The sequence below is a fragment of the Veillonella parvula genome (genome assembly GCF_048309325.1).
Lineage (GTDB): Bacteria > Bacillota > Negativicutes > Veillonellales > Veillonellaceae > Veillonella > Veillonella parvula_T.
In genome coordinates, this window is record NZ_DBFBTX010000002.1 from 56,086 (window position 1) to 69,790 (window position 13,705).

12 protein-coding genes are annotated in these 13,705 nt (G+C 33.6%); all 12 read right to left on the bottom strand.

The features are described from left to right. Nucleotides 1-193: 193 nt before the first annotated feature. The gene (locus ACMKPP_RS00700) at nt 194-1,435 is read right to left on the bottom strand and encodes a flippase (RefSeq protein ID WP_418369150.1); all 1,242 of its coding nucleotides are present in this window, start codon (nt 1,433-1,435) and stop codon (nt 194-196) included. A gap of 160 nt (nt 1,436-1,595) precedes the next feature. After that, complete coding sequence (locus ACMKPP_RS00705; RefSeq protein WP_316057872.1) at nt 1,596-2,549, bottom strand: glycosyltransferase; 954 nt, start codon at nt 2,547-2,549, stop codon at nt 1,596-1,598. Nucleotides 2,550-2,552: 3 nt separating this feature from the next. Then, entirely contained in the window at nt 2,553-3,368 is an 816-nt protein-coding gene (locus ACMKPP_RS00710) for a LicD family protein (RefSeq protein WP_418369151.1), read from the bottom strand. Between the two features lie 17 nt (nt 3,369-3,385). Beyond that, the gene (locus tag ACMKPP_RS00715; RefSeq protein ID WP_418369152.1) at nt 3,386-4,720 is read right to left on the bottom strand and encodes an adenylyltransferase/cytidyltransferase family protein; all 1,335 of its coding nucleotides are present in this window, start codon (nt 4,718-4,720) and stop codon (nt 3,386-3,388) included. Between the two features lies 1 nt (nt 4,721). Next, nucleotides 4,722-5,798: a pyridoxal-phosphate-dependent aminotransferase family protein gene (locus ACMKPP_RS00720; RefSeq protein ID WP_270279121.1), complete on the bottom strand. Its 1,077-nt coding sequence runs from the start codon at nt 5,796-5,798 to the stop codon at nt 4,722-4,724. A gap of 14 nt (nt 5,799-5,812) precedes the next feature. After that, nucleotides 5,813-6,667: a LicD family protein gene (locus tag ACMKPP_RS00725; protein ID WP_119563094.1), complete on the bottom strand. Its 855-nt coding sequence runs from the start codon at nt 6,665-6,667 to the stop codon at nt 5,813-5,815. A 33-nt stretch (nt 6,668-6,700) separates the two neighbouring features. Continuing rightward, nucleotides 6,701-7,459: a DUF4422 domain-containing protein gene (locus ACMKPP_RS00730; RefSeq protein WP_278460792.1), complete on the bottom strand. Its 759-nt coding sequence runs from the start codon at nt 7,457-7,459 to the stop codon at nt 6,701-6,703. Nucleotides 7,460-7,517: 58 nt separating this feature from the next. Further along, nucleotides 7,518-8,615, bottom strand: a complete 1,098-nt coding sequence (gene glf / locus ACMKPP_RS00735) for a UDP-galactopyranose mutase (RefSeq protein ID WP_418369153.1) — start codon at nt 8,613-8,615, stop codon at nt 7,518-7,520. After that, a complete protein-coding gene (wbaP, locus tag ACMKPP_RS00740) occupies nt 8,615-10,054 on the bottom strand; it encodes an undecaprenyl-phosphate galactose phosphotransferase WbaP (RefSeq protein ID WP_119563097.1) in 1,440 nt (479 codons plus the stop codon). Before wbaP ends, glf begins: the two co-directional genes overlap by 1 nt. A gap of 249 nt (nt 10,055-10,303) precedes the next feature. Next, nucleotides 10,304-11,497 (bottom strand): O-antigen ligase family protein, encoded by a 1,194-nt coding sequence (locus ACMKPP_RS00745; RefSeq protein WP_077707881.1) that lies wholly within the window; start codon nt 11,495-11,497, stop codon nt 10,304-10,306. Nucleotides 11,498-11,577: 80 nt separating this feature from the next. Beyond that, nucleotides 11,578-12,516 carry a DUF535 family protein gene (locus tag ACMKPP_RS00750; protein WP_418369154.1) on the bottom strand — a complete coding sequence of 313 codons (939 nt, stop codon included), beginning with the start codon at nt 12,514-12,516 and terminating at the stop codon, nt 11,578-11,580. 41 nt (nt 12,517-12,557) lie between these two features. Then, complete coding sequence (locus ACMKPP_RS00755; RefSeq protein WP_418369155.1) at nt 12,558-13,643, bottom strand: glycosyltransferase family 4 protein; 1,086 nt, start codon at nt 13,641-13,643, stop codon at nt 12,558-12,560. Nucleotides 13,644-13,705: the final 62 nt, after the last annotated feature.

A 13,705-nucleotide genomic window follows, 5' to 3' on the forward strand; every position in this document is an offset into this window, starting at 1 on the left:
TAAAAAAATGGAAAAAAACAAAAATACCATCGACAGATTATTTCCCATCGAAAATAAGGTATACCGATCTGGTATCCGCATTAAGGGTAATGAAATTATCATTGCACAAAGCAAAATCTCTTGAATTTTATAATATGCTAAACTAATCATATTGAAACAAACCTCTCAAATCTCTCAAACTACTTAATACCTCTTAAAAGAGTTGCTTCCTTAATAAACCTCCCATAATACTCATAATTAAAAATTCAGTTAATAGCATTGTTATTGCTACTCCTTTAGCCCCCCACAAATAACACAATGGAAATATAGATATCAAACTAAAGAAAGCTCCCAATACTAGAGTCCGACTATAAGCACTATTCATATTAAGGGGTAACATCGTTTCTTCACCAAATACAGTACTAATAGCAACAGCTAATGGAACAAAAGACAAGATTCGTAATACATCAACAGTTAAATCATAATCAGCTCCGAACAATAGCCTAACTATAGTATCTGAAAAGAAAAATAAAGATGTACAACCAACAAGGCCTACAATCAAATACAGGAATAATTGCTTTTTAATAAACTGTAATCCCTTGGGAATATCATCTCTCATCATCTTACTTATAAATGGATATATTGCATCACTTACAGCATATATACCTCTTCGAACACAGGTAATTAATTTATCAGCAGCACTATAGTAACCAACGATAACATTATTCGTAAGCATACCTAATACTACTACATTAGTTGCAGTATACAAGTTAACTGCCAACGAAGATACGAATATAGACCAGCCTTCTTTATAAGAATTAATAATCTCACCCATAGGTGGCAATTTGAATAATCCTGTATAGTGTTTTCTTAACCAAACTATTGAAAAAATACCTGCAATTAATGGAGTACAAGATTGTAAGAATGCAGCAAGTATATAATCATCTGGAGATTTTACAAGTAAAAATATACCTAGCATTGTACAGATACGACCACTCATATTTAAGATGGTAATATACCGCATCTTCTGTATGCCCTGGAAAAACCATACAGGAAATAAAACATTGCCTATAATTCCACAGTACATGACCTGAAATAATAATATATCAATTGTATTCCCTAATAATATGCGTTGTAGATTATAAATAGCAAAAAATACAGCGGTAATAAATATTAATATACATACTTTTCCATAAAAATATTTGGCAAATAGAGAGCTTATGTTCTGTTCTTCAGCCTGTACTATTGCCTTTGGTGCTGTTAAGGAATAACCAAAATCTACAAAAATACGGAAATATTCCATAATCCCCTGCATAAAGGCAATCATCCCAAAATGCAATGGTCCTAATACGCGAATCAAATATGGTACTAAAATAAACGCTAATATATATTCTAAAGCGCGCAAGGTCAGTAAAGAAAATATATTCTCTATTAATACGGAGTAACTCTTTCTCACATTACCCATCCTCTAACATTAATATCTATTAAATATTACTAACTATACTTTCATAATTAGAGAAAACCCCATAGTATTATCAATAAAAATATAAAGATAATCTCTATGGGCTTTAATTATATGTAATATATAATCGTACAAATATGACTATGATTCATATTTAATAATACAATTTAACCAATAACCTTTTTATATATTGTTTACACTTCCACATTGGATTATGGCTAGTATCAGCCGTATGATCTAATACATAGTGTTTATATTGAATTAGTAAATCATTGTACTCTTTCTTACATTTATTGGCACAGACTCTACGAGATAATTCCACATAGGAATTTAAAAGATATAATTGCAGCTCATTCTTTACACTACTGCAGTGATTCATAAGATAATCACTCATATATATGTGGGACTCTATTGTATCTATCATAAAACGTCTAGTGAAAGTAGCCATTATACTACCTGCGCGTTGTACATAATAATAAAGTGGTTCATTTACTGTTACTATACTATTAGCATTCAAAAATAGCATGAAAATAGTAAAATTATCTTCTTGAACTCGTCCCTTTGGAAAACGAACTGGCACCACTCCATTGAATAAATCCAATTTAAAAATTTTATTCCATACTACATTTAAATCAAATGGTTCCGTTTTTAGTAGATAATACCGTAACATATCCATGCCTGTAAAAGTTCGTTTATCATATTGAACGGACATAGTATGTATACTGATATCATCATCACCTCTATAGATATAATAATTACAAGATACTATATCAGCATTGTTACTATTCGCTACAGTAATCAGTCTTTCACACATTGTATTCACAATAAAGTCATCACTATCAATGAATAAAATATAGTCCCCTGTAACATGATCTAAACCATAGTTACGAGCATCGGAAAGTCCACCATTCTCTTTGTGAAAGACCTTAATTCGTTTATCCTTCGCCGCATAAGAATCCGCAATAGCACCGCTGCAATCCGTTGCACCATCATCAACTAGAATAATTTCTAAATTCTGATAGGTTTGATTTAGTATTGATTGAATGCATCTATCCAAATATTGTTCAACATTATAAATGGGAACAATAATAGAAAGTAAAGGTTGCATAATTTAATCCTTTCGGTCTATCTTATAGGCAACAATATTATGTCCACAGCGTTGGTCTTCAGGAGGCATCTGCATATAATCATCATACATATTGTCTAGATATTCTCTCCAACAAGACATAACAGAGAATGATTGGTCTTCAAACTCAATGGTAGTCATTTTCTCAAAATCTTGTTTAGGTAATCGTTCTTTTACACCTTCACCCCATGCTATTACACCAACATGCTCTGAGATGTTATAATCATAGGATTTAGCCAATCGATCCATGATATCGATACAACGTTGTTTACCAAATAAACGGCATAATGGTACAACAACTAATTTGCCTAAAGCATGGATGAGAGATTTCCCCTTAAATAGCTTAGCACTAGCTAATGTAAGTATTTTCTGATAAAAAATCGATTTATCATAAATCTCTTTCATGATGGACATATCTTCACTAAATCCATCAACAGGAAAAATATCTATCCACAAATACTTACTACGCAATGTATTAGAATATGTATTCTCACAAGGGATATTTTTATTGATTATAGCCGCATAAGTTGCATCCAAACTATGATTGATAGGATTGGCAATTAACTCTAATCCATCATGATTATAGTGCTCTTTTAACGTTAATAACCGTTCATAATCAGGTCTAGGCATGCAAACATCAATATCATCATCCCAAGGTATAAACCCTTTATGTCGAGCTGCACCTATTAATGTGCCATAACACAGACTATATTTCAAATTATATTTTTTACAAAATTGGTCAAAATCTTTGAGCAGATTCAACTCTTCTAATTGGACTTCACGTAAAGATAATTGTTGCATACTCATCCAACCCTATACTAAATAACAGTAACATCTGTATTAGATACAAATTTATCGAGAACACGCACCTCTTCAATCATATCTTGATGGCTCATTAAGAAACTTTCAGAATTCTTTCTAATACTTGTTAAGAATTCAACAATCTCGTAGCGCAAACCTTCTCCTTCAAATTTATAGAAATATTTTCGATTCAAGTTCACATCTTCAAAACGCAATTCAAAAAATTCTGTTTTCCACCAAGGCGCCGGTACGTAAATATACCCTTTTGAACCAGATATAACTAAATCACCTTCTGCTTTAGCATTAATAGCTACTGTAGCAGAAGCCATAGCATCATCATAGAGGAAATTAATCTTTGATAAAATATCGACATCATCGACTTTATGGCTTATAAAATCAACGTGATTATAATCAAAACCCAATAATTTAAAGATTGCTAATAAAGGATATGCAGCGAGAGATAAAATACTACCCCCGGCTATCCTAACTTGATTCTCTAAATCATCGCCTAATACCTGTGTGAAATTGGCTTCCACATTAAATATCTTACCGATTTGCCCACTACGTGCCATGGCTATTAATTTACTAAAAGCTGGACTATACGCTGTCTTCAGTCCTTCCATTAATACTAAGTTGGAAGATTTCGCCAGATTCGTTAAACGTAATGTTTCATCAAGGTCACTGCTAAATGGGAATTCTGTTAATACATGTTTTTTTGCTTGTAGAGCTTTTTCGATATAAGTTACACGTTTAGATAAAGGCATATTAATGTATACCGCATCCACCTCATCTAACAATATTTTAGATGAACTAAATTGCTCTAAATCATTAAACTGATGTGATTTATAGATAGTATCAACCGCATCTGTTTCTGTGTAACCACCTATAATATCAATACCACTTACAAATTTAGCTTCATCTAAAAATCTATCTAAAATAACTTCATTACCGATAATACCCAATCTAACATTTTCAGAATTCCTAATTTGCGTACTAGAAATACCTTGTGTTCTCGGTAAATAGACGACTTTACAGTATTCATTTAAATAATCAAAATAGCCTTCCCAATCGGAACCAACTGTAAAGATATCCACATTAAAGCGTTTGATATCATCTATTTTTTGACCAAAATACTCTTCCACTACAATCTCATCAGCAAATCCTGTAGCGCGTACATTATCAATGCGTGTCATCAACGAATCACGAACATTAAATTTACCTCTCGACTTATCAAAGTAGTCAGATGTAACACCAACAATAAGGTAGTCACCTAATGCTTTCGCATTTTTTAATAGATTATAATGCCCTTCATGAAACAAATCATATGTTCCATATGTTATTACCTTTACCATGCTATTTACCTGTAATCTCTTTAATTACTGATTTCAATGTTTCAACGAGAAATTCATTATCTTCAATGGTCGTATCCCCAATATGTGCCACCCTTAGAACATAGTCCTCGTTAACGCCACCCGTAGGATTTACAAAAATATCATATTTATCCTTCAAGATTGTAAATACATCTTTAGCAATTGGTTGTTCAAAACGAATGGGCGTAACTGCATTACTAATAGTGAAAGTAGGAATAGATACAGGTAATTCTTTAATTCTATTTCTAAAATCCTTAGCCACACTATCAATACGAGCTAAATAATTTTCAAAACCTTCCTCTTCAATAAGATGTAATGCTTTATTCATTTCTAAACATACCCCAACAGCAGGTGTGAATGGTGTTTGACCTCTCGTAAAGTTTTTTACATATTGGTTGAAATCGAAGTAAAGATTCTTAATATGATTATTTTTTACACGTTCTTCATATAATCTATCACTAATTACAATAGGAGATATACCTGGTGCGATACAAAGTCCCTTTTGAGAACTCAAAATAGTAACATCAATATTATTACCAGCCATATCATAATGATCAATTAAAAACGAACTAATCGCATCAATTACCAGGTACGCTTGTTTCTTTTTCGCAAAACAACTTAATAAATTAATATCGTATAACTGCGCTGTAGAAGTTTCATCAATATTAGCAATAACAAAGGTAAAAGCTTGTTCTTCTACTGCCGCAAAGTGGTTAGCAGTCAACGCCTCACCATCTTCTAATTTAATCATAGTATGAGGAATTTCATGAAGTTCACATAAATCGACAAAACGTTGACCAAATGTACCACCATTAATAACTAGTACATGGTCTGTTTCATTCATACAATTCATAATGGTCGCTTCTAATGCACCTGTACCAGAGGCTGTTAGATAGATGGATTTATAGCTTTCTGGTGCATTCATAAACTTTTTGAGCAGTCTATCTGAATCTAACATGACGTCAGAAAATTCTGTTGTTCTAAAATAAGGAACTTGTTGATGTCTTACATCAAGAATTTCCTTTCTCATTTGTGTTGGTCCTACTGTAAATAGTTTCATAATCTAATCCCCTCTTATTGTTTCCAATACACTCTATAGTTATGATGTGGTACCTGGCGATCTTCAGGTGGTGCTTCCATATAATTATTGTACAAATGACTTAAATAGAAATCGCTATCTGTAAGTCCCCAAAACTCAGTATTCTCAAAAGGATATAAGCTTCTATTATCAAACAAGGTCTTTTCATATACCTCTCGTTTATTACCACTTGCACAATCAACGAGAACACTTATGTATTTCGCATTGGAAAATGAATACTGTTGTGCATCTTGGTTAATCTTTTTAATTAAACTTGTAGTTGGCAAAAAATGCATTAAGCCGATAGCACCAAATTTTAAAAATGTCCGAACATAACCTTTTAACTTAGCAAAGCTACCTTTAGAGTCTACATAGCGATTACTGAATGTAAACTTCATAGAAGACCCATGGAATAACAAGTTTAAAAGTTGTTGGTGTCTAAAAAGTTTTTGTTGAGCCTGTGTATCATCTGGTAACCCATCAATAGGAAAGATATCTATAAATACACCGGCTTTATCAAAATTACGCCACAATGTATTATCAACCATAACTGTTTCTTGATCGAATACCTTTGCCATTGTATAGGTATAACTATCATCGGTTTCAATAGAATATACTTGATATCTTGGATTATGGTCATTATATGACTTAATAAAGCGATTATAATCATCGCGTGGCATCATGATATCAATATCATCATCCCATGGAATAAAGCCTCTATGTCTAACGGCTCCCAACATCGTTCCATACGCTAATACATATCGAATATCATGTGTATCACAAAAATGTGCCACATCTTTTAAAATATCTAAAGAGACACCCTTAATCTCCGAAAATCCAATTTCTCTCATCAAAAAAATTCCTCCATAATACAAATAGGTCTATTATTTAAAGAATTTTCTTTTTAAGAATAATCCACCCTTTTTCAACCAATTTTGAGGCTCCATAAAGGATACATTTTGTTCTTTATAGTTAATGTTATTCGCTTCAAGCCATACATCAAGCAAAATTTCACTAACAAACCCATAAATACGTGCTTCATACATATCATAACCAGAAATATCAACACGTTTTTCGATTTCTTCTAAGATGGAGAACATCCATTCACAATATTGATTAAATAAATCTCGACGCATAACGAACATGTTGAACATATGAGCCCAGGTACGATTACAAACTTTTGTAAAAGCAGCACTATATTCTGGATATTTCTCAGCGATAATTTGCTCTGCCACATCAAGGCCTTCTGAATGATGAGCATGATTATAATGAGAGCGATTGGATTCGATATAATATTTACGCTTATCCGCTACTACTACAGGATATTCAGAAAGTAATTGTTCCCATTCAAAACCAGTCAAGATTTGCTCTTTTTTCGCCTCTACAGAACGAACTTCTTTGCGCGTAAAGTAACGTCTATAATGAACGAGACCAATATAATCCGCATCAAGATTTTTCCACGCCCAATAGAGGCCTGTCAATTCACAGTAATTAGCATTCTTTAAAGATATATTATCTCCTGTATGATCCCCTGTATAACCAATATCAGACTTACCTTCTCGCCCTACATGAATTGGCATATAGACAGAATCTTCAGGCATCCAATATTGTTTATGTGTTGCTACTAAAATCTTAATATTCACTAGTACTCTCCTACATGAGTATTGATTATCAAATCTATACCTACGACCGTAACAAAACTTATACTAATTCCCTTTCTACTAATGCTAAAGCACTAGCAATGACCTTATCCATATCGTAATATTTATATTCTCCTAAACGACCACCAAAGATAACATTGGAAATCATTTCGGCCTTTTTAACGTATTTAGCGTAAAGATCTAAATTCTTCACGTCATTTACTGGATAATACGCTTCTTCACCGATTTCCCAGTCCTTTGGATATTCTTTTGTTACATACGTAACAGGCTGTGTGCCAAATTCAAAATGCTTATGTTCAATAATACGAGTATACGGAATTTCTCCTTCCGTATAGTTCACCACCGCAACACCTTGATGATTTTCCTCTTCGAGACGCTCTGTTTCAAAGCGAAGACCACGATATTCTAATATCCCTTCAGAATAACCAAAGTATTCATCTATAGGGCCTGTGTAGATAATCTTATCTGCCAAAGATTCGTATTCATTCCTATGTTTAAGGAAATCTACACCTAAGCGGACTTCAATGCCTTCTAACATGCGTTCAATCATCTTAGTATAACCACCCATAGGAATACCTTGGAAGCGATCATTAAAATAGTTATTATCGTATGTGTAACGCACTGGCAAGCGTTTAATGATAAAAGCTGGTAGCTCTGTACATTTACGGCCCCATTGTTTTTCCGTATACCCTTTGATGAGCTTTTCATAAATATCCGTACCTACAAGACTAATAGCTTGCTCTTCTAAGTTCTTTGGCTCCCCTGATATAGCAGCTCGTTGTTTAGTAATGATATCTTGTGCCTCTTTTGGAGTTCGAATATTCCACATTTTAGAGAATGTATTCATATTGAACGGCAAATTGTACATCTCGCCTTTATAGTTTGCTACAGGACTATTTACATAGTGATTAAACTCAGCAAATTGATTGACATAATCCCACACATGTTTCAAGGATGTATGGAAAATATGAGCACCATAGACGTGAATATTGATATCATCTTTGCTTTCACAATATAGATTACCTGCTATGTGATTGCGACGGTCGATGACAAGTACAGATTTACCACGCTTGTGCGCCTCATGAGCAAATACAGCACCAAATGGGCCTGCCCCAACTACTAAATAATCGTATTTCATTAATAGGCCCCTTTCGATTTAGCAACAGCCAATACAGTTTTCAACAGATATACAATATCAATCCATACAGACCAATTATGCACATACCAAGAATCCATGAGAACTCGTTCTTCATAGGTGGTATCACTGCGACCACTTACCTGCCAAACACCAGTAATCCCTGGTGGTACAAGGTAAAAGTCATTAATATAGTCGCCGTATTTTACAATTTCATCTCGAACAATAGGTCTTGGCCCTACGAGGCTCATGTCCCCAACGAGAACATTCCACAACTGTGGCAATTCATCAAGACTTGTCTTTCGAAGGAATTTTCCGATTCTTGTAACGCGAGGATCATCTTTCAATTTAAAATCTCGCTCCCATTCTTCACGAGCAGCTGGATTATCTTTTAGATATTGCTCCAAAGCCTCTTGTGCATTTGGCACCATGGATCGGAATTTATAACAAGAAAATGATTTCCCACCTTGACCAACGCGTTTATGTCCAAATACGATAGATCCTGGAGAATCTAAGTAAATCAATATAGCAATGATACCGAGAATTGGTAAAATCAAAATGCCACCACATACCGTAGCTACAATATCAAAAATACGTTTGAAAACACGGTTAGATTTGCGTGCTAGGTTATTTTGCACACGCAATACGACGGCTTGTTCTTCCATCATGCCACGTGCTGTAATATTACTGGCTGGTAAACCGAATAATTCAGGAACAAATGCTACTCGTTTTACTAATACTTGTAATCGATTAATCAAGGATACTAATTTTTTAGACTCAAGTCCCGGAGCACAAATCAGTACAGTTTGAACGCCTGTATCTTTAATAACGCTTTCTACATCTTTAAAGGCTCCAAGGCATGGATATTCTTTAGCGATGGATGATGATTTAGGATTATCATCTACATAACCAATAATCTTATAGGTAGTAATCGGCATACGCTCTAATGATCTCTGTACAAGTTCTGCTGTCTTTCCCGCCCCAACGAGAAGAATCGGAATTGTTAAATATCCTGCTTTTGAAAGTAATTTTCCTACAATAAAACGCTCGCTAAAGATAAATACGAGCATACATATATAAGCAAAGGCAACAAATAAACGAGACACATCATTAATAACATGTCCTGTGTACATGAGAACAATCGATACGACAACCCCTATGGTAATGCTGCGAAACAAATTTTTCATCGTATCCCAATAAGGTGTTACCACAGAATAGACATTATTAAGCAACAAGATAGTTAAAAATACGATAGGCACAATACCATATACGTAAATTTCTTCTACCTTAAAATTTGAACTTACTGGTAAAATTGATAAGTTTAAACGCAAATAATAGGCTGCTAATATCCCCAAAACAATAGCAATATAATCTGCTATAAGTACTATGAGCTTACTTATAAATAACTTTTTATTATTGTTATTACAGATAGAACGATTCATACTAATACCCCAATTATAAGAAAAGGTTGTTTTCTCAATCTCAAAATATTAAGAAAACAACCTCTCTATCATACGAATACAATGTACCAATATTTACATATATTGTATCATATTTAAATATATAAAACTATAAAAAACATAGATTTCACCTATCTTTTATGTAGTTATTTATTCTTTAAGTCTATTTAAATCCTACTTAATTGTCTATTAAATAGTAGTTAGATGCCTTCCAATACAGCTATATAATTCTCAATTATCCCGCAATTGAAGCATAATCCCCATAACAACCCAAAAAATGCGAATACCCGATGAATTACCCCAAGTATAATCAATAGATCCAAATAAAAATAAATAACTAATAAAACCTACAATGATTGATAAATCATAAGGATTTGTAGATATAATATAGCTTTTTACTGATTTATAGATTGTGAAAATTGAGAATCCTAAAAACCCAATTAGACCTAGTATGCCAGATTCAGAGGCTATTTGTAACATATTATTATGAGAATGACCTAAGTCTTGGGTTTCTTTTTCTGATTTATACTGCTCTCGATATGTTTTCTGCCACAAACCTGGACCAACACCAATTACAGGATGATCCATAATCATTTTTCTATCCGACTCCCATACATAGATACGGCCTAAATTTGAGCCATCAGTAGTTACATTAAAGGTGCTTTCAAAACGAGCCATATAAGCTTGATTACTAGTAAATATAAAACTGATTCCTATAACAGCCACAAGAAGTACCAATAAATAACGAATGTTAACAAAGGAATAGCGCAATGTAATAAGTACACCATTAATACCATTAAATAGCCAAGAACCACGGCTTTGATTGCCTAACATTCCCAACACTATACTAAATAAAGAGAATACAGCTGATTTTTTTACATAAGAAGGAAATGTTTTATCATAAACAGTAATTAAAGCTAATGGAAAAGCGAGCGTTAACAACATAGCTAGCCCCATCATAGAGCCATTAATGACACCACCTGCACGACCCTCTGTTCCTACATTATACCCCAGTAAATATTGTACAAAGGCAGATAGAGCATCGATGCCTATATACACAAAAAATATTGATAAAATAGTATATAATTTGCGAGAACTCTTGATAAATAGCAAGATTGGTACGATAATTAAAATCTTCCAAATCCAAATATTAAAGAAGTACTTAGTCGTCACTCGTATATTATCACTAATAAATGCAGACGGTAATATACATAACAGCATACCTAAGTACGCCCATCCATATTGGCGTATCGAATTTGGTATAGAAACTTCATCTCTTTTATACCACCATGTTAAAAGTGTAACGAGTACTATAAGTCCATAAATAAAATTACCAAAAGCCATAGATGACCGCGTCGTACATATCATAATTGAAATGAGTACAGTAAGTATCATTTCATAATTCTTAAGTATCCAAGATTTCATACTAACACCCTTATCCCCTTATTGTTATTATCTAATAATTAAGTATAGTTACGACTTACATATAACGTATAAATGTATACTTATTTTATTAAATTTTTCATATGTTCTTGAATTTCTTGTTCATATTGATCGAGTAATTCATAGCGTTTACGATATTGGCTACGTTTTTGTGATTTAATCTCCTCAATAGGCTTACGATATTCCTCTAAAGGAATTTTGAAAAAACGTTCATCACTACATAGTACACCGCCAGATTCCTCCCACAATGAATCTAGCTCAGCTACCTTTGCACGATGACCGCGAACTAAATGAGTATTCGCGTAAAAGCCTTCATCAGATACAGCGTAAATAGATTCTACTTTACAAATGACTGCAATATGACGTAATAGGAACATAATAAAGTTTTTTGGACGATAGCCAAACATCTTTTTCGTAACTGTTTTAGCATTATCAAGACCATCTTTATAACCTTGAATTGTACCAATCCACATAGCAGATTCCCCATTAAAGCCTTTGCCAAAGCGAAAATTAGCATGGTATACGCCCTGCTTACCCAAGGTGAGTAACAAGGTCAAAAAACCTTCTTTACGCTGACCAGGTCCATAATATAAACGGGCCACCATATCAAGGTCTTCTGATTCCCATACGATAAAGCCACGATTCATACGACTTACATCATCATAAATATTCTCTGGATCTACAGAGTACATTTCACGAATCGCCTCATCTGTAAATATATCTTTCAAATAATCAAAATGATTAACAATGGCCTCTAATCGTTCCTGAGGTGTAGAACTTTTAAACAAGAAAAATCTTGTCATCAACTCAAATAAACCAACTTGACGATCTAATAGTGTTAAATCAGGCGTGTAATTTGCAAAGTAGTTCTCTAGCTCCTCTATTTCTCGTTTATTTCGTATGGAGCGCATTGTATGTAAAAAAGTACGACGTGTTTCCCTCCAACTACGCTTTCCGTAAATCTTACGACCTCGTTGCCATTGTGTTTGTAAATATCCCATCTCTTACTCCTATCCACTAATACAACTAACAAACTTTATCATTAATGATTAGTGGAGTGTAAATTATCTATAATCGCAACTAATTCATCAGCTACACGATTAATGATGAATCGTTCCTCAACAACACGTCGTGCATTTGTGATAATACTTGATAAATCTACCGCATCACTCATCACATGCTCCATCGCTTGTTGTAATGTATGTTCATTCAAAGGATCAACAATAAATCCAGATATACCATCGTCTATAATTTCTCTCTGAGCCCCAGATCCACTCGTAATGACTGGTACACCGCAATACATAGCCTCACAAATAACAAGACCAAAGGCTTCACGCGTTACAGTTGGCAATAACAAACAATCAATTGATCTATATAAACCTTCAATATCAGGTGTAAAACCTATAAATTCAGCATAAGAATGCATGTAATGCGCATCTATATAGTCTTTAAGTTTTTTGATTTGATCCTCTGTACCAGCCCCCGATATAATCAACCGAATATCTGGATTGTTTTGATGAATCTGTTCAAGAGCACTTAAAATCAGATATAAACCCTTACGTTCTGTAATACGCGCACTATATCCAAATGTAGTAACTTTAGATTTCATTGGCACATTATCTGCAAATGAAAGAAATCTATTTGGATCAATACCATTATAAACAATATAATATTTACTAGTATTCTTAATAATAGGTGTCATAAAGTCATCATAAACGAGTTTAGATACACATACAAAGGCATCTACTTGTGAATTGATCCATTTATGATACATATCTATTTTACCAGGTACAAGATTATGTTTAATAAACATCAATTTAGCACCCGTTAACTGCTTAAGAGCAATACAGAATAAGATATATTTACCAGAGTGGCATACAATTGTATTAATTCCTTGTGCTTTCATCTGTTTGGCTACTGCATTAACAGATAGAAAACCCTTCAAAGTATAGAGATTGGCAGTCATCACATGGCCGACTTGAGCATAGCGAGATTGCATCTCTTCATTTGATTGGTCTACTAAGGTATAAGCAGCCCTATGTCGTTGTTGTAATTGTTTACAAATATCATATACATATTGTTCACCACCGCCCCAAATTTTGGCGCCTACAATATTGATTATAGACATAGGTTCCTCCTATCATATACAGATCAATACACATATAGTGGCATCCATTGATGTATTCGAAA